This window comes from Laspinema sp. D2d, assembly GCF_025370755.1.
In the GTDB taxonomy this organism is placed as follows: domain Bacteria; phylum Cyanobacteriota; class Cyanobacteriia; order Cyanobacteriales; family Laspinemataceae; genus Laspinema.
Genome location: NZ_JAMXFC010000048.1, coordinates 1 through 17,624, shown reverse-complemented (window position 1 = coordinate 17,624; position 17,624 = coordinate 1). Strand labels below are relative to the sequence as shown.

Below are 17,624 nucleotides of genomic sequence, written 5' to 3'. Positions count from 1 at the left end.
CAAAAGCACAACAGAACCTGGGCAATTCTTTGAAGAGACCCCCCCAACCCCCCCTTAGTAAGGGGGGGCTTTTGAACACTCCGGCTTTCCGGTCCCCTCCCCTTCGCAAGGGGAGGGCTAGGGTGGGGTCCCTCTGGGTTCCGAAGAAGAATCCCCCACAACCCCCCCTTACTAAGGGGGGGCTTTTGAGAACTCCCGCTTTCCGGTCCCCTCCCCTTAGCAAGGGGAGGGTTAGGGTGGGGTCCCTCTTGAGCCTGGTCTTCCATCATCCCTCTATCTCTTCACAAATCCGCTGAAAGGCCGCCCCGGGGTCCTCCGAGGCGGTGATGGGTCGTCCGATGACCAAATAATCGGCCCCGGCTTTAATCGCCTCCCCAGGAGTCATAGCGCGTCGTTGATCTCCCGCTTCTGACCAAGCTGGACGAACTCCAGGACAGACTAACAGAAACTCCGAACCGCAAACCGATCGCAATTGGGCCGCTTCGTGAGGAGAACAAACCGCCCCAGGTAACCCACTCTCTTTGGCGATTAAAGCCATTTGTAAGGCATATTCAGGCAACTCGACGGGAATTTTGAGGTCAAACGCTAAATCCCGGGAATTGAGACTGGTTAACAAGGTAATAGCAATGAGTTTAGGCGCTTGCTCTCCCGTCGTTTCGACTAAGGCGGTTTGAGCATCTTTGAGCGCCCTGCGTCCACAGGTGGCGTGAATGGTCAGCAAATCAACCTGATACTGGGCCGCAGACCGACAGGCCCCCGCTACGGTGTTGGGGATATCGTGAAATTTCAGGTCAAGAAAAATTCGTTTTTGACGAGTTTTCAGTTCAGAGAGGATGCTAGGACCAGAACTGACAAAGAGTTCTAGTCCAACTTTCCAAAACGAGACCTCGGGTAGGGCATCAATCAGGGTGAGGGCATCGGTTTGATTGGGGACATCGAGGGGAACGATAATGCGATCGCAAACAGACATAATTCCAGGGGTGAGGGGGATAAAGGTTAGGACTGGACTAGACGCACGAATTTCTTTTTACCGACTTGTAAAACCTTATGATTGAGGTCGGCGGCGGATTCAAAGGAGAGATTTTCGTCCGCAATGCGATCGCCATCTAAACGCACTGCCCCCCCTTTAATCTGGCGACGCGCATCCGAACTACTGGCGCATAATCCAGTCAGATTGAGGATATAAAACAGTTTGGCGGGAAATTCCACCCCTGCTAAGGAAAATTCTGGGACCGCTTCCGCTTGGGTAGCATCCCCTTGAACGAGGGTTTCCGCTGCGCGTCGCGCCTCCTTTGCCGCCGCTTCCCCATGTTGATGCGCCACCAACGTAGTTGCTAGTAATTTTTGGCGATCGCGGGGGTTTTCCGGTAACTCGTTCAACGCTAAAGGCGTTAACAGTTCAAAATATTGCTCAATCAGGGAGTCGGGAATCTTCTCCAACTTGGAATACATCGATAACGGGTCTTCTGCTAAACCCACATAATTATTCAGGGATTTAGACATCTTTTGGGTGCCATCGGTCCCCAGCAAAATCGGCATTAGGAGGCCAAACTGAGGGACCTGGCCGAAATAGCGCTGTAAATCCCGTCCGACGGCGATATTAAATTTTTGGTCCGTCCCCCCGAGTTCCACATCGGACTGAACTGCCACGGAATCATATCCCTGCATCAGGGGATAGAGAAACTCATGGAGGTAGATAGGGTTGCCTTTCTCATAGCGATCGGCGAATCCTTCTTTCGCCAACATTTGTCCCACCGTCATCGTGGTTAACAGTTCCTGAATTTGGGCTAAATTCAGCTTCGATAACCATTCCGAGTTGTAGCGAATTTCTAAACGTCCGGGGGTATCGAAATCTAAAATAGAACGAACTTGGTCGAGATAGGTTTGGGCGTTGTGCTGGACATCTTCTGGCGAGAGTTGGCGACGGACTTCTGATTTGCCCGTGGGGTCGCCAATTTGGGCGGTAAAGTCCCCAATAATCAGAACGGCTGTATGACCTGCATCTTGAAACGCCCGCATTTTTCGCACGGGAATGCTGTGACCCAGATGGATATCGGCACCCGTGGGGTCGATGCCTAGCTTAACCCGTAAGGGACGGTCTGCACGGTGCAGACGGGCAACCAAGGACTCATTGGGGTCCTGGGATTCCGGTTGATTGGGAAAAATTTCGCTGACACCACGGTGCAGCCAGGATAAACTTTGATTCAAGGGTTTTAATCTTCTAGTGCCAGGTTGTACAACTGCTTGACTTTGCTTCGTGACTTACAAGTGTACCGAAAAATTGGGTAACCCCTCACCCTCACCCTATCTAAATAACGGTGAACTGGGATCTTGGGGTGGGGAACGTAATCACGGCTTGAGGGAGTGAAGGGTACTATAATTGCCAAAATTAGTGCTAAAAATCAGTGCTAAAAAAAATCAAGGCGCTGTTCCTGTGGAGTGTTTCATTGATAATGCCCTGTGTTCAGGCCCCCTGGAGTCCGGTCACGGTTGGGGAATTTCAAAGGAAGTGATCGCCCTAAACCCGCAAAGTCCAGTCCCAGGGACTACACTGAGATTGCGATCGAGCGATCCGGATTGTTCGGGTTGCAACTTGACGATCTAGTTATGGAATTATGGGAGCAAGGGTTTGGGACTCCGACAGAAACGGACCAGGGATGATAAACTGCATCGGTGAAATCGCTTCCCCCAATTGTTCAGCGATCGCGCTAAAATTGCTCCCAAATGACTTGACCTCACCTGTATCCCCAGTTGCCCGGTCCCCCTTTCACCCTATTGAGCTTTGATTAGAAGAGGAAGTAAAATCGCCGTGTCTACTAACACGATTAGACAAAATTCCCCTGGAGACTCCGCACCAATTTTCAGTTTTTTTCAGGGCGTCAGCAAAGTCACCGCAGGAACTCTGCTTGGAATGACCATGTTGCTCAGTTCGGTCGTGGCTGGTGGACTGGTCGGCTTGGCTTTGAGCTTCCGCAACCTTCCTGACGTCCGAGTTCTACGCACTTATGTTCCCACAGAAACAACGTACATTTATGATATTAAGGGGACTCTTTTAACCCGGATTCATGATGAAGCCAACCGGGAAGTGGTTCCTTTAGATAATATTTCCCCGAACCTCAAACGAGCCGTTCTAGCCATTGAAGATAGTCATTTTTACCTTCACCACGGGATTAACCCCGGTGGGGTGATGCGGGCCTTAGTTGCCAACCTAGAGCAAGGGGAGACCGTCGAAGGGGGTTCGACCCTAACGATGCAGTTGGTTAAAAACCTATTTTTGTCCCCGAATCGCTCCTTTAGCCGGAAAGCGGCTGAGGCGGTTCTAGCGATTCGTATGGAGCAAATTCTCGAAAAAAACGAGATTTTAGAATTCTATCTGAATCAGGTGTATTGGGGGCATAACTTATACGGGGTTGAAACGGCTTCCCAAAGCTATTTTAATAAGCCCTCCTCAGAGTTGACCCTGGCAGAGGCGGCCATGCTGGCGGGCATCATCCAGGCCCCGGAAGAATACAGCCCCTTTGTCAACTATCCCCTTGCCAAACAACGGCAGGCGGTGGTACTGGGCCGAATGCGGGCTCTTAAATGGATTACGGCAGAAGAAGAAACCAAAGCTCGTCAGCAACCGCTATTGGTGGGACGAATTACCTCGTTTGGTCAAAGTAATCTGCCTTATGTGACCGATGCGGTGATTCAGGAGTTGACCCGCCGTTTCGGTCGGGATGCAGTCCTTAAGGGCGGGATGCGGGTTCAAACCACCATTGATATGAATTTCCAACGCATGGCCGAAGAAACGGTCCGACGTTGGCATGAGCGGCTTTATTATCAAGGATTGTTCTATAGCCGCACTAATGGTCAAGTTGCCCTAGTGGCAGTGGATCCGCGCACTCACTTCGTGAAAGCGATGGTGGGGGGTGTGGATTTCCAAAGTAGTCAATATAACCGAGCGATTCAAGCCCGACGGCAAACGGGTTCGGCGTTTAAGCCGTTTGTTTATTATGCGGCCTTTGCGTCGGGTCAGTACGGCCCGGACTCCATTATTCAGGATAGCCCGGTGAGCTATCGTGACGGCGATGGGTATTACTCACCGCAAAACTATGGCGGCGGGTTTTCTGGGGCCGTGTCGATTCGCAAGGCATTGGAAGTCTCTCTGAACATTCCGGCGATTAAACTCGGCCAATCCGTGGGTTTAAATAAGGTCATTGAAATTTGCCGGTCTTTGGGAATTACCAGTCCAATGGAGCCTGTGATTTCTATGCCGTTAGGGGCGATCGATATGACCCCGATGGAAATGGCGGGTGCTTTTGCGACGTTTGCCAGCAATGGTTGGCATTCGGACCCGACCTTTATTGTGCAAGTGACGGATAGTACCGGGAATATCTTGCTAGACAATACCCCTAAACCGAAATTGGTTCTCGATCCTTGGTCAGTTGCTGCCCTGACAAATGTCCTGCAAGGGGTCATTAGTCAGGGAACTGGGACGGGTGCGCGTTTAGGCCGTCCGGCGGCTGGGAAGACGGGAACGACGTCTTCTCAACGGGATATCTGGTTTGTGGGTTATGTCCCGCAGTTGTCTGCGGCGGTATGGGTGGGCAATGATGACAACCGACCTTTGGCTACGGGGGCTACGGGTGGCGGTTTTGTTGCTCCCATTTGGCGAGATTTCATGCATCAGGCGATGCAAGGAACGCCGGTGGAAGACTTCCCCTCTCCTGGGGAATTTGACCCGCCGTAATGAGTGGGGTGGGGAGATAGGGGAGATGGGGGAGAGACGGAGGATGGGGGAGAGACGGGGAGGTTCCTTGGGACTTGGGTGAAGCCGAGTCCAAAGGAACCAATAGATCTCCCCTTTTAAAAACCGGATGGGGTAAGATACTCCATCCGGTTTTTCCAGTAGAGTAGGCAGAAAAGAAACGAGGTTTCTTGCCCTCATCTGGAGTAATCCGTAATCAATGACTAGGTAAAAAACCCAGTTTCTTATCCCTACGAATTTCCCCGATCGCTCATCTGCCTTTTCCCGAGTTGCAAAAGTGTCCCGGGGCACACTCTCTATTGACTCGATATTGACGCGAGATTGAGTGGTTTAAGCCTCTTGTTCTAATTGTTTTTTCATGCGTTCGAGGGTTTGGTGCATTTGTTGAAACATTTGCTGCGGTGTCATGCCAAATTGACCCAGTTGGGTCTTAAGCTGTTCAACGGTCATTTGAGCCATGAAGTCTTCGGAGAGTTCAAAGCGTTTCATAAAAATACTGTACCGATCCATCATGGCTTCCATGCGATCGATATAGAGCTTTTTCCCTTCTCTGTCAAATTTTCCGTAATTGCTGCCTAGTTGGATCAAGGCTCGATAATCTTCAAACAGCTCTTTGGCTTCTTGCTGAACGATTTCAGAATCAAAAAAACCCATTGTTTTCCCAGTTTCTCTTATACTCGTTTCCCCAGTTGGTGGGAATTCCCACCCTCTATCTTATTATTTTAGTGCAGGGGTGGAAAATGGTTTTAGTCAAGAATAGATTTCTACGGGGTTTTTGAGGGAAATTTGGGGTTAATTGTCGAGGAAACCGATCCGATTAATTGGCCAAAATCGCCCAACTGCACGTCCAATGATGTTGGTTTTGGGTAAAAACCCCCAAACATGAGAATCATTGCTGTTATTACGGTTATCTCCCATGACAAATACGGTGTCGGTGGGGACTTTTTGGGGACCCCACTCATAGTCTGGGGGTTCGGCAATGTACTCTTCTTTGATGGGTTCGTCATTGAGGTAGAGTTGGCCGTTGTGAATACGGACGAACTGACCTTCGGTGGCAATGACTCGTTTGATGAAGGCTTGGTTTTTGGTGTAACCGTACTGTTGAAGCGCTTCTGGGGGGTCAAAAACGATGATATCTCCGGCGGTGGGCGATCGCCAGTTATAGGAGAGTTTTTCGACGACGATGCGATCGCCCACTTCTAGGGTCGGAACCATTGAGACGGAAGGAATATATCGCGGTTCAGCGACAAAAGCTCGAATCCCTAGGGCTAAAATCAAGGCGATCGCCAAAATTTGCACGTTGTCTCGCAACTGCTTCCACCCGTTTGATTCGATGGAGTCTGTTTTTTTTAATTCCGTTTTCTCAGAGGTCATCTCCAGTTCCCTTCTCCCATGAGGCCAGATTTGCCCGCTTTGCTTCTGGTATCTGTTCCAGATCCGCAGACATTTCAAGGTTTGTATGTGTCTTTTTATCTTACAACGTTGCTGTCGCGCCTCTAGTCTGGGATTCAATTCGGACAAGGGCGGGATTCTAGGAGGGTCCAATTCCTCGGACTTTTGATTCACGGGTCGAGGGATTTATAAAATCAAGTAGAGCACCCAACCGAGGCTCAAACCCAGGGTCGCGACTACAAATAAAATTAAGAAATCCTGCCAGGGACGGAACGGACCCGTTTGGAGGTCCAATCGGGCGATCGCAGCGGAGACTAATAAGGCTAATCCGTAAGCGGAAATATTCAACCAAGAGAGAAACACGACTAGGAAAAAAGCGCCCAATAAGACAGTAAAAAATGTCCGATAATCGGATTTCAACCAACGCACGGAAAAGGTGCGGATAATCGACCAAGGGGCGGCTAATGCCTCGGCCATCAGAAAGGTCAAAATGATGGATAAAACCCACACCCACAAGGGGGATTGGGCGGTAGCTAAGGTCCAACCAAAGTTAAAATAAGTCAGAGCAAGTAGCATCAGAGACAGCCGGGGAAGTGCTTTGATAAAAAATAAAAACATGGAATCTCCTCTGGCACTCGTTAAAAATCTCCGCCTTAACGGTTTAATATTCGGCGGACCTTAAAGATGGGTAGAAATTGCTTGAACGGGACAAGTAGGAATACATTGTTCACAAACGACACAACGCGATCGCGTGAAATTCAGTTGAAAGCTCTCCCGGTCAAGGTGCAGTGCTTCCGTGGGACAGACTCCCGTACAGAGTCCGCAATGGACACAAGTCTCTTCATCAATTAAAATTTCCCGAGAGGCTAGGGAAATGGTAATATCATGCGATCGCATCCAATCCATTGCCGCATCGAGTTGATCAATATCCCCGGATAATTCAACCACGAGCGTCCCTACTTGGTTGGGTGCAACCTGTGCACGAATAATATTAGCCGCTACGTTAAAATCTTTCGCCAACCGATAAGTAATTGGCATTTGGACTGACCGTTTAGGAAAGGTTAGGGTAACTCGTTTTTTCACAGTTTACTTTAAATCAGTGGCTTGGAATGATAAAACGGGTAAAACTTTTTAGGGAGTTCCTGACGAATTCTTATCGAAATTCCCAAGTCTTATTGTAGCGCGGATTATCGAGAAAATGCGGTTCGCGCTCACGCCTCTACCCCATCCCTAACCCAGAATTCCATGCCGGTTGGCTGATCCTTCCCAACGGGCGATCGTTCGCTAAACTAGAAACAACTTGTAATAACTAGGAATCAAAAAGCCGATGACTGCGAATTTACCTGAAAAACCCCCTGCTTCCTTCTTGAATCAACTCAGAAATTTGATTATTGTCCTAACGGCTACTGTATTAGCAGTGGGGATTTTCCTGGGATTGCGGACGGAATCGAGTACGGTTTCTTTAACGGATCTGGAGACGGATTCTATCCCTTATGAGGTGGCACTGGCGAATGGCAAACCTACTCTGATGGAATTTTATGCCAATTGGTGCACGAGTTGTATGGCAATGGCACCGGAAATGAAAGAACTGGAAACGGAATATGCAGATAGGGTTAACTTTGTCATGTTGAATGTGGACAATACCAAGTGGTTACCTGAATTGACTAAATATCGAGTTGATGGTATTCCTCATTTTGTATTTTTAGGGGGAGAGGCAGAGCCAATTGCTGAGGCGATCGGAGAAATTCCTCGGGCAGTTATGGCCGAAAATATCGAAGCATTAATTGCCGGAAACCCGTTACCCCATGCCAAGGCTAAAGGTCAAAATTCCGCCTTGAATAGTGCGGCAGTCCCGAACAATAGCAATAAAACTGACCCTCGCAGCCATAGCGCTCAAGTGGTAGATTAAGCAGTTTTTAATTGAGGAAATATTGGAGTATTTAATACGCAATTCCGTTGTGAAAGGTTTATAAAAACCGGCACCCAGAAGGGTGGAGGCTCACAGGACGAAGCCCGCCTACGCGGGCTGAGTAGAGAAAACCGACTTTTTGCAACTGGATTGGGTATAAAAAGTCCCCTCGAATGACCTACATAGAAACAGAAACCGGGGTTTTTAAACTTTTTGATAATCGGGATAAATTTGCTAAAAATCCCCGGTTTCTAATCTATTAATTATCCTTAAAATCAGAGAATCAAGCCTTATTTTTCCACCCATTCCCGGACTAATTGAGCAAGCCGATCGCTGCTATCGGGAACCGCTAACCCACCGGCTGCCTCTGCCATTTTCTGCAAGGATTCCGGTGATTTGAGCCAGTCTAATACTTGCTGTTCCAACTGTTGCGCCGTTAGCTCTTGTTGGCGATACAGGACGGCGGCCCCTGCATCGGCAAAAACTGCTGCATTATAAGCTTGATGATCTTCGGCTGCAAAGGGATAAGGAATCAAAATAGAGGGCGTTTTAGTCACCGCTAATTCAGTTAAAGTCCCTGCGCCCGCCCGACTAATCACGAGAGTAGCGCGATGCAATAATCCCGCCATATTGGAATAAAATGGCATGGAAATATAGTGGGGATGCTGAAAATGATTGACTTCTGGATCATTATCTCCCGTTTGATGAAAGATCCAAGCACCGGCATCAATCCAAGCTTGAGCGCATTCTCGCACCAATTTATTGACAGCAACTGCGCCTTGGGAACCTCCGGCGATCGCAATCAAAGGGACATTTTCTGGAATGGGTAAATCAAATTCCGGGGTAGCCAGGAAGGGCGATCGCACCGGAGTTCCCACCACAGCGGTTTTTGCCTTGGGTAAATATTGTGCCGCCTTCTCAAACCCGACTGCCACCACACTACAAAAGGGACTAAACGTGCGGGTGACTTTCCCCGGCAGGGCGTTAGACTCATGAAGAATAGCCGGTAACCCCAAAGAACGGGCTGCTAAAATGGCTGGAGCCGCAATATAACCCCCGGTGGTAAAGACGCCGTGAAATTCACCCGTTTTGAGCAAGCGACGCACTTTAAACACGGAACTGACGAGTCGGAAGGCGATTTTGAGGGTGCCGAGTCCGAGACGCTGTTGAAATCCTTCCACAGGAATGGTGTGCAACCGATAGCGATCGCCAATGAGTTGAGTTTCCATACGGTTGGGAACCCCCAACCATTCAATTTGATAGTCTTTGAGTTGTTCGGCGGTGGCGAGTGCGGGGAACAAATGCCCACCTGTGCCACTCGCAGCAATCAGTAATCGAATCGGTTTATTTGCCAAATCGGTAGCCTCTGTTTGTGGTTTCCTGGGGATAGTTTGCGGTTGGATGCAACAATCGCGATCGCATCTAAACTATAAATTTAAACGGGTTGAACGCTCTTTTTTGAGAGTCTGCGCAATCCAATTCAGTTTATCTCTGCGGAAATTCCCGGTTCTCTCGGGAAGACTATTGCTAGGATCTTTATCTGTCGTGTCGTGTTGAAGCCCTCCCCAATGACTAATCCCTTGAGCTTACTGCAATCCCGTTCCCGCCCTTCGCGGCAAGCCACGGAGACCCCCAGTCGTGAACGTTCGGCGATCGCTGCAATCATCGTTGGTTTCACCCTCTGGTGTGCGGGAGGGGCCACACCAACCCGGGTTGCCGCAGCCACGGCTCAAACTGCACCCCCAGAACTCAATCGGATTCTCCAGGATATTGATGCTGCCGCCAATCGCCAAGATATTCAAGGCGTGATGCAGTTTTATAGTCCGACTTTTGTCAATTCCGATGGATTAGATTATGAGAGTTTGAGGCAAGGATTAACCCAACTCTGGGAGCGTTTTCCGAATCTGAGCTATCGCACGGAAATTGAGTCATGGGAACGGGATGGGAATGGATTTAAGGTGGAAACCGTCACTGAAATTACGGGGGTGGAGACTCAAAACGATCGCGATTTGAGGTTAACCGCAACCGTGCGATCGCAGCAGCATTATAGTAACCAGAAAATTATCCGTCAAAATATTCTCGCCGAACGCAATCAAATCACCACCGGCGAAAATCCCCCGACGCTACAAATTAATTTACCAGAAGAAGTCCGCCCCGGAGAGCGTTATAACTTCGATGCGATCGTCGTTGAACCCCTACGCAATGATTTAATTCTCGGCTATGCAATGGAAGAACCCGTTCGCATGACCCAATATTTAATGCCTTCAGATTTGACCTTAGAACCCCTTGCCGCTGGGGGACTTTTTAAAGTGGGTCAAGCCCCATCCACGGAAGATAATCGCTGGATTTCAGCCATTATTGTTCGCAAAGATGGCATCACAATGGTCACCCATCGTCTCCGGATTGTCGCCCCTTAACCCTCAGTTTGATTCTATTCTAAGATACCTACTCTCTCAGAAATCCCATAATTCTCCGCAGGAATGGGAGCAGTTGGCTCCCGATGGGTATCTGGCTTCCACGGATTAAGCGTAGGGCCTGATTGCTGTAAAAAACTTATAGAAAAAAGCATTCCGGTGTTCTTTAAAAGAACATCGGAATACTTTTTTCTTTCCCTATTCACATCAATCCTAACGAGGAAACTCTAATTGATTAATCTGAAATATGTTTATCGTTTTAACTGTTAAATGTTAAATGAATTTAAATAATATCCTCTCTTTGCTTAGGCTGTGCGGTGAAATTAGGTGAATTGCGTTTTAAGGATTGACCGCGCCCAAACACCATGTATTTAGTGCCAGGATACACCCAGAACAGGAAAACCGTATTTTTAGAAATTAACCAAGCTAGTTCTTCTTGGTGAATAATAAAGTTAGCCAGAAGGGTGGTGCCGATGGAATGTAAAATTAAGGCTCCCCCAGACACGATAATATAACGACCTAGAGATTCCGCTAAACCGTGCTTTTTGCTATGACGAAATACCCAAAGTCGGCAAATTGTAAAATGGAGCAATGCTCCGGCTAGAGAACCGAGAGCGGCTGCCGTAGAAATTTGTATATTTACTCCTCGGTTGAACAGAGTAAACACTACAAAATCAAGGGCGGTTGCCAGCCAAGAGGCAACACTCATTTTACTAATATCTCGAATGTGTTCGATGAGCGCTCTCATTGCACGCTTTAGATCTTTAATTGCATACATACCATACCGTTGAATCAGCAGACAGATTAAAATTTCTCATCCGTAAGGAGAAAAGAGGTATCCCGCTTCCAACCCTCTTGGAGGGGTGCGGGATCAGCATACAGCATCCTTGTCCCGATGAGTATAATTAACCATCATAAGCAAAGATTGGGGAATCTGCTGCTGAGAGTCCTAACCTACTATTTATTGTATTCTGGCGGAGAAAATGGGCAGGCCATGTGTCAGTTGATCAACTGGCTATGGGTTGGGTTAAGCTGAAATCTTCCCTGATTCGCCATAAACCAATATGGGTTTGAACCCGAGGATCTGTAGAGACGGGAGATTTTAAGTCTTAACCTTGCTGCCACCAGATATCCTCATGATAGCGCTATGGGAAAATGGGGGAAGGAAGGGGAAGAAGGGGGATTGAGGTTGTAAATCTACACCTTGGCTGGATTTTGAAGAATTCTAATCAGAATACAGGACAGATTGAAGCGGAATTTAGGGGGGTTATCCAGGTTGGAAGCGGCGGAAAATTTTTCAGGAATGAGGGGGTGGGAGAAATTTAAGGAAGCGATCGCTGGATACTCGTCAATGGCGCGAACTTAAAAATTTTAGGGCAATCTATATCGCCGGAGTATTGGGATGGATTATAGCAGATTTGATAATAATTTAAAGAAAATTTAGAAAAATTTTAGAGAAAATTTACAGAATTAAGGGAAAAGTTAATCAGATATTTAAGGATTTTGAGCTAAATTGCGATCGGCGAAAAGAGTATCGATTTACAAATTGAGTAGGGAGAAACTGCTGTGATAGATTGGAGCGATCGCCAAAATCAGGGAGAGACATATCCAAAAGCCAGTAAGTAACTACACCTAATCAACCCGCTTCAGAAAATCTACGGGAAACTGTTCCCCAGATTTTGCTCAGGATTCTCTTCTCGGGACGGCGATCGCGGCTAACCCTTGATTTAAGAGTCACCGAAAAACGGGTCAAATCCCGGCAGGTCAATCACTACGACTCTCTCTTGAGGGATGGGTTAACCCCCGTATGGGAAACCCAAATTAACAAGACTTAACATTCTGAAGGAAGGAATGGATCCTAATTTGCCAAATGATCCCTTAAATTAGGAAAGGCAGTGATAAGATCGAAAAACATCGCTATTCCGACCGGATTACCGGAGAGAAATAGCCTCTACCATTTTCACGAGATGTGCTCATGGTTCAATCCTTTACAACGTCACCATCAATGACTGATAACAGTCAAAAAGTTTCTAAAGTCGAAGGCATCAAAGAACGTAGCAACTATTTGCGCGAACCGCTTGCCACCGAGCTTTTAGAAGATACAACTCATTTTTCCCATGATGCCTATCAGATTCTGAAATTTCACGGTTCATATCAGCAAGATAACCGGGAAAATCGGGTCAAAGGACAGGAAAAAGACTACCAAATGATGCTCCGTACCCGATCGCCCGGGGGATTCATTCCACCCCAGCTGTATCTGACCTTAGAACGGCTGTCGGAAGAGTATGGCAATCACACCCTGCGAGTCACCACCCGTCAAGGGTTCCAAATGCATGGAATCTTGAAGAAAAACTTGAAGACGGCAATCCAGGAAATTGTCAACAACATGGGTTCTACCTTGGGCGCTTGCGGGGACATTAACCGCAACGTTATGGCACCTCCAGCGCCATTTACGAACCGCGTCGATTACGATTGCGTTCGTAGATATGCCAACGATATCGCCGATTTGCTGACCCCACAGAGTGGGGCCTATTACGAGATTTGGCTGGATGGGGAAAAAGCCATCAGCGGTGAAGAAAATCCCGAGGTGAAAGAAGCGCGCCAGCGCAATGGTAACGGAACCATCTTCCACGATTCCCCAGACCCGATTTATGGATCCCTGTTTCTACCGCGCAAATTCAAAATTGCCATCACGGTCCCTGGGGATAATTCTGTTGATATTTATTCTCAAGACCTGGGCCTCGTCGTAATTCTGGATGATGCGGGCCAACTGGAAGGATTTAACGTCCTTGCAGGAGGTGGATTGGGGCGCACCCATAACAAAGAGGAAACCTTTCCCCGTCTAGCCGATCCCATCGGGTTTGTTAGAAAAGATGACATTTACGATGCGGTTAAGGCCATTGTCGCGACCCAACGCGATTATGGCAATCGCGTCGAACGCCGTCTTTCCCGGATGAAATACCTCCTAGAAAACTGGGGCGTTGAAAAATTCCGGGAAACCGTCGAAGGCTATTTCGGGAAACCGTTTGAACCCTTCAGACCCTTACCCGAGTTCAAATACCTGGACTTCCTCGGTTGGCATGATCAGGGCGATGGCAAGCTATTCTACGGAATTTCCGTGGAAAATGGTCGAATTCACGATCGCGGTTCTTTGCAGCTTAAGACAGCGTTGCGACGGATTGTAGAGGCATTCAACCTGCCGATGCTACTGACCCCCCATCAAAATGTGTTACTGTACGATATTGCACCGGAACAGCAACGGGAAATCGAGCAAATTCTGCAAGAATGTGGGATTAAACGGGAAACCGATATCGACCCGTTGGTTCGCTATTCAATGGCTTGCCCTGCTTTGCCAACTTGCGGTTTAGCGATCGCTGAAGCCGAACGCGGGATCCCCGGTGTCCTCGATCGCATTCGCGCCCTGCTGAATCAAGTTGGCTTACCAGAAGAACACTTCGTGGTCCGGATGACGGGTTGCCCGAATGGTTGTGCTCGTCCCTACTTAGCTGAACTCGGCTTTGTGGGCAGATCTCCGGATGCTTATCAACTCTGGTTAGGTGGGAGTCCCCATCAAACTAGGTTGGCTGAAACTTACATTGAAAGTTTGGCGATCGAAAATTTGGAAGCTACCCTAGAACCTTTGTTTGTGTATTTCAAACAAGAACAGCTTCATCGGGTTGAACCTGAGAGCTTTGGTGATTTTTGCCATCGGGTCGGGTTTGAAGCCCTGCGTCGCTTTGCTGCTACATATTCTGCTACTCCCAACGCTTCAATTCAAGAAATGGTTAATCAATTCTCTTCTCCAGTTAATTCTGAAAATGTCACGACTTCGGGTGCCGAGCCCATTGCGGCTTCCATGAGTTCCGAGTCCTCTATGCCGGTAACTGCTGGAAGCGATGCTCCCACGGGTACGACGCCTGCTACGGATTCCGGTGTTCCTCCCACTCCTCCGACTCCCCCCAGTGGCGGTGGCGGTGGCGGTGATGACAGTGAAGGGGAAGAGGGCGGCTCTTCTCGTCCTCCTCGTCGCCGGATTAATGTCAGCAATGAGATTTATCTCCAGCTTAAGACAGAAGCAGAGCGTCAGGGTAAGCCAATGAGTCAATTGGCTGGAGATGCGATCGATGCTTTCTTAAAAAGCTTGACGGAACAAGCTTAAACTTCTCGCTAATTGTCTCGGTTTAATAGACTTCTTGCAGAATTCTCAAAAGCCCCCCTTAATCAGGGGGGTTGGGGGGATTGATAGGGAATGAACGCCATTCGGTTTAATCTACCGATATGAGAAAGAAAAATCTGTCAGGAGTTTGATAAATTAAGGAATACTCAGAACGAGCCTGATGGCTTTTAGGGTGACGACTCGGGTTCCTAATTGAAATTCCTGGCAGGTTTTGACGGTGAGCTTTAAGTTCAAACGACGGGGACTTTTAGGGTATCTGCGAACCATCCGGTTCTTTAAAAGCTGGTGGAACAGTAATAGCGGCCAATGGAAATGGCTGGCGGAAAAACCCATCTCAATAGAAGGTTTAAACCGGCAAGTGTGGCGCTCCTCGGTTCCGTCCCAAAGCTTTTATATTTTGCTGGGATTGTCCGCTATTATTTCTACCCTAGGACTGTTGGCTAATAGTGCTGCTACGATTATTGGAGCGATGATTATTGCTCCTTTAATGGGTCCAATTCTGGGTATCGCTTATGGAATGGTGATGGGGAATCGCCGCTTGTTAAAGCGATCAGCTTTAACCTTGGGAAGTGGAGTATTTTTAACGGTTTTTACCTCATTTGTTATCTCTAATCTGATTGGCTTAGACGCGGTTGAAGGGGAAATTATGGCCCGATCGCAGCCAACCTTACTCGATCTCGGTGTAGCCTTAGCCGCAGGTACTGCAGGTGCTTTTGCTAAATCTCGGCGTCATATTGCCGATGCCTTACCCGGAGTAGCGATCGCAGTGGCCTTAGTTCCTCCCTTAAGCGTTATGGGAATCGGGATTTCTTTAGCTTCTCATGAAATTTTTATCGGCAGTTCTTTACTTTTTTTAACGAACTTAATCGGAATTGTTTTTAGTGGAGGGGTAGTTTTTGTTACCCAAGAATATGGGTCACTCAAACGAGCAAAAGAAGGATTTATAATCTCTTTATTCGCTTTAATAATTTTAGGGGTTCCTTTAGGATTTTCCCTCAACAACTTAGTTTTACGAGATAATGTTCGCCGCAGTATTGCCGTTTTAATTAGTCAAGAAACTCTGACTTTTTCTAAAACTGATATCCGGAGGGTACAAGTTGAACCTTACCGAGAGGCACTGATTGTTAACCTCGAAGTTACTGCAGCAGCAAACTCAATTTCAGAAAACCAAGTTAAGCTCGTTCGAGATTTTTTAGAAGACAGACTGCAAAAACCCATTTCATTAAATGTTCAAGTGATTCCTCTGACCCAATTTAGGGCTCCCTCTGACGCTGTAAACCCCAATGTAGATCCAGCCTGGGGAGAAGATTTTATCAATCAAGAATCCGAGAATTAAATTGAAAATATAGGGGGGTTTGTGAACGCAGCTAAAACCGGAAATTCTAATCAGTTAGGGCAACTGCAACGAGTGGCGATCGCCGAAGCACAACTTCAATCCGGAGGTATTTTGCTGGATCGCGCTCAACAGCATTATCTCAGTCGCGTCTTGCGCTTAACAGCAGGCGATCGCTTTATTGCAATGGATGGACAAGGACAATGGTGGCTCGCTCAATTGTCTGAAAATCCTGAATTTGCCACGATTTTAGAGTCAATCCCGGTACAAACTGAGTTGCCGGTTCCCATCACCTTAATCCTGGCACTGCCTAAAAATGGTTGGGATGAAGTGGTGAGACAAACCACAGAGCTGGGTGTAACCACCCTCGTCCCAGTGTTAAGCGATCGCACGGTCCTCAAACCTAGTCCAAACAAGCTCGATCGCTGGCGTCGCATTGCACGAGAAGCAGCAGAACAATCAGAACGCCAAATCGTCCCCACCATTTTGGAGCCAGTCACCTTTCGGGACTATTTGGCTCTGCCAGAAAAACCCCCGAACCGTTATATTTGTGTCACTCGCACCGACTCTCCCCATTTATTAAAACAGGCTTTAGCCAGTCAAGGGTCTCCAGCAGGATTACAACTAGGTCCCCTTGAAATCGCGATCGGACCAGAAGGGGGATGGACCCCAGCAGAAGTCGAACAGGCGATCGCCTCCGGTTTCCAACCCGTTTCTCTCGGCAGTCGCATCCTCCGAGCCGTGACTGCACCCGCCGTAGCCTTATCCCTGATTGCCGCAGCTTTAGAAATAAACCCGAACCCAAATCAGAGCATTTGACCCTAAAAACTAGAAAGAGACGCGATTTTCGCGTCTCTCCGTGGCACTTCTAGCGGGTCGAAGTTTGCATATTCCGAGCCATATCCAGATAAGAAGTCATATTCGCACCGGGACGACGGCGGGGGGTAACCATGACTGGGGTCGCTTCCCGTTTGGGAGCAGGAGCCACCTCTTTGGGCGCTGGTTTCGCTGGTTCTGCCTTGGCGATCGCCACCGCAGGCGCAGGTGCTGGCGCTGTTGGCTTCGGTTCTGCCTTTTTCTCAGTTCCCTTAGATTTGCTCACCTTTGCGGGTTCAGATTTCTCTGTAGGAAGGGGTTCTAGTTTCTGGACTTGAGCCGTTGGGGGTTTGGCAGCAGGAGCAGAGCCTTTCGATTCTTCTAGTTCCAGGTAGTATCCAGATTTTTTGAATCCAAATAAGCCACCTAAGAAGCTGAAAATGCCGCCAAATAATTTTTTGATAAAACCGAACATGGTCCTTACTCCTAAAATGTTTACTCTCTATGGGCAAGGGTTCAAGCCTTAATAGCTTATTGCCGCTTTGCTCAAGCGATCGGGATAAGCCGATTCTGTTCAAGGCCCCCCAAAAACTGAAAACTGTTTCGTTTAATTATGAAGTTCTGATAAGCCAACTCCTCCTTTTTCAAGAAAAATCTTAATAAAAATTTACAAAATCCCCTTAAATGGCCGTTTCCCCTGAGAACTGCTTTACAGAACTACAAACATTTTCATAAATAAATTGTAAGTTGGCAATGAGAGATGGGGAGGATGGGGGAGATGGGGAGGATGGGGAGGATGGGGAGGATGGGGAGGATGGGGAGGATGGGGAGGA

15 protein-coding genes are annotated in these 17,624 nt (G+C 48.1%); 6 read left to right on the top strand and 9 right to left on the bottom strand.

From position 1 onward, the window contains the following. Positions 1-265: 265 nt before the first annotated feature. Positions 266-970, bottom strand: coding sequence for an orotidine-5'-phosphate decarboxylase (pyrF, locus tag NG796_RS23530; protein ID WP_261209612.1), 705 nt, complete (start codon positions 968-970; stop codon positions 266-268). A 26-nt stretch (positions 971-996) separates the two neighbouring features. Beyond that, positions 997-2,208: a tyrosine--tRNA ligase gene (gene tyrS, locus NG796_RS23525; RefSeq protein WP_261209611.1), complete on the bottom strand. Its 1,212-nt coding sequence runs from the start codon at positions 2,206-2,208 to the stop codon at positions 997-999. A 601-nt stretch (positions 2,209-2,809) separates the two neighbouring features. Here tyrS and NG796_RS23520 point away from each other — a divergent pair. After that, positions 2,810-4,732, top strand: a complete 1,923-nt coding sequence (locus tag NG796_RS23520) for a transglycosylase domain-containing protein (protein ID WP_261209610.1) — start codon at positions 2,810-2,812, stop codon at positions 4,730-4,732. A gap of 348 nt (positions 4,733-5,080) precedes the next feature. Here the strand turns inward: NG796_RS23520 and NG796_RS23515 are convergent, their stop codons facing one another. From NG796_RS23515 to NG796_RS23500, 4 genes are all read right to left on the bottom strand, one after another. Beyond that, positions 5,081-5,404 (bottom strand): DUF1825 family protein, encoded by a 324-nt coding sequence (locus tag NG796_RS23515; RefSeq protein ID WP_254566354.1) that lies wholly within the window; start codon positions 5,402-5,404, stop codon positions 5,081-5,083. A gap of 138 nt (positions 5,405-5,542) precedes the next feature. After that, the gene (gene lepB, locus NG796_RS23510; RefSeq protein WP_261209609.1) at positions 5,543-6,124 is read right to left on the bottom strand and encodes a signal peptidase I; all 582 of its coding nucleotides are present in this window, start codon (positions 6,122-6,124) and stop codon (positions 5,543-5,545) included. A 204-nt stretch (positions 6,125-6,328) separates the two neighbouring features. Then, positions 6,329-6,760, bottom strand: a complete 432-nt coding sequence (locus NG796_RS23505; protein ID WP_261209608.1) for a hypothetical protein — start codon at positions 6,758-6,760, stop codon at positions 6,329-6,331. 60 nt (positions 6,761-6,820) lie between these two features. Beyond that, positions 6,821-7,225, bottom strand: a complete 405-nt coding sequence (locus tag NG796_RS23500; RefSeq protein ID WP_261209607.1) for an NIL domain-containing protein — start codon at positions 7,223-7,225, stop codon at positions 6,821-6,823. Positions 7,226-7,469: 244 nt separating this feature from the next. Here NG796_RS23500 and NG796_RS23495 point away from each other — a divergent pair, with 244 nt between their 5' ends. Then, complete coding sequence (locus NG796_RS23495) at positions 7,470-8,051, top strand: thioredoxin family protein (protein WP_261209606.1); 582 nt, start codon at positions 7,470-7,472, stop codon at positions 8,049-8,051. 290 nt (positions 8,052-8,341) lie between these two features. On the opposite strand, the gene murG is transcribed toward NG796_RS23495, so the two are convergent. After that, the gene (murG, locus tag NG796_RS23490; protein WP_261209605.1) at positions 8,342-9,406 is read right to left on the bottom strand and encodes an undecaprenyldiphospho-muramoylpentapeptide beta-N-acetylglucosaminyltransferase; all 1,065 of its coding nucleotides are present in this window, start codon (positions 9,404-9,406) and stop codon (positions 8,342-8,344) included. Between the two features lie 213 nt (positions 9,407-9,619). Here murG and NG796_RS23485 point away from each other — a divergent pair, with 213 nt between their 5' ends. Continuing rightward, positions 9,620-10,468, top strand: a complete 849-nt coding sequence (locus NG796_RS23485; protein WP_261209604.1) for a nuclear transport factor 2 family protein — start codon at positions 9,620-9,622, stop codon at positions 10,466-10,468. A gap of 280 nt (positions 10,469-10,748) precedes the next feature. Here the strand turns inward: NG796_RS23485 and NG796_RS23480 are convergent, their stop codons facing one another. After that, a complete protein-coding gene (locus NG796_RS23480) occupies positions 10,749-11,213 on the bottom strand; it encodes a GtrA family protein (protein ID WP_261209603.1) in 465 nt (154 codons plus the stop codon). A gap of 1,257 nt (positions 11,214-12,470) precedes the next feature. On the opposite strand from NG796_RS23480, the gene sir reads away from it, so the two are divergent. The 3 genes from sir to NG796_RS23465 all read left to right on the top strand — a co-directional run bounded on the left by sir (position 12,471) and on the right by NG796_RS23465 (position 16,794). Continuing rightward, complete coding sequence (gene sir, locus NG796_RS23475) at positions 12,471-14,624, top strand: sulfite reductase, ferredoxin dependent (protein WP_261209602.1); 2,154 nt, start codon at positions 12,471-12,473, stop codon at positions 14,622-14,624. Positions 14,625-14,859: 235 nt separating this feature from the next. Beyond that, entirely contained in the window at positions 14,860-15,978 is a 1,119-nt protein-coding gene (locus NG796_RS23470) for a DUF389 domain-containing protein (protein ID WP_261209601.1), read from the top strand. A gap of 21 nt (positions 15,979-15,999) precedes the next feature. Then, positions 16,000-16,794: a 16S rRNA (uracil(1498)-N(3))-methyltransferase gene (locus NG796_RS23465; RefSeq protein ID WP_261209600.1), complete on the top strand. Its 795-nt coding sequence runs from the start codon at positions 16,000-16,002 to the stop codon at positions 16,792-16,794. A 49-nt stretch (positions 16,795-16,843) separates the two neighbouring features. Here NG796_RS23465 and NG796_RS23460 read toward each other — a convergent pair whose 3' ends face one another. After that, positions 16,844-17,266: a hypothetical protein gene (locus NG796_RS23460; protein WP_261209599.1), complete on the bottom strand. Its 423-nt coding sequence runs from the start codon at positions 17,264-17,266 to the stop codon at positions 16,844-16,846. Positions 17,267-17,624: the final 358 nt, after the last annotated feature.

Coding starts and splice junctions, on each gene's coding strand:
- pyrF (WP_261209612.1), bottom strand. CDS start 970: ATGTCTGTTTGCGATCGCATTATCGTTCCCCTCGATGTCCCCAATCAA.
- NG796_RS23515 (WP_254566354.1), bottom strand. CDS start 5,404: ATGGGTTTTTTTGATTCTGAAATCGTTCAGCAAGAAGCCAAAGAGCTG.
- lepB (WP_261209609.1), bottom strand. CDS start 6,124: ATGACCTCTGAGAAAACGGAATTAAAAAAAACAGACTCCATCGAATCA.
- NG796_RS23505 (WP_261209608.1), bottom strand. CDS start 6,760: ATGTTTTTATTTTTTATCAAAGCACTTCCCCGGCTGTCTCTGATGCTA.
- NG796_RS23495 (WP_261209606.1), top strand. CDS start 7,470: ATGACTGCGAATTTACCTGAAAAACCCCCTGCTTCCTTCTTGAATCAA.
- NG796_RS23485 (WP_261209604.1), top strand. CDS start 9,620: ATGACTAATCCCTTGAGCTTACTGCAATCCCGTTCCCGCCCTTCGCGG.
- NG796_RS23480 (WP_261209603.1), bottom strand. CDS start 11,213: ATGAGAGCGCTCATCGAACACATTCGAGATATTAGTAAAATGAGTGTT.
- sir (WP_261209602.1), top strand. CDS start 12,471: ATGACTGATAACAGTCAAAAAGTTTCTAAAGTCGAAGGCATCAAAGAA.
- NG796_RS23460 (WP_261209599.1), bottom strand. CDS start 17,266: ATGTTCGGTTTTATCAAAAAATTATTTGGCGGCATTTTCAGCTTCTTA.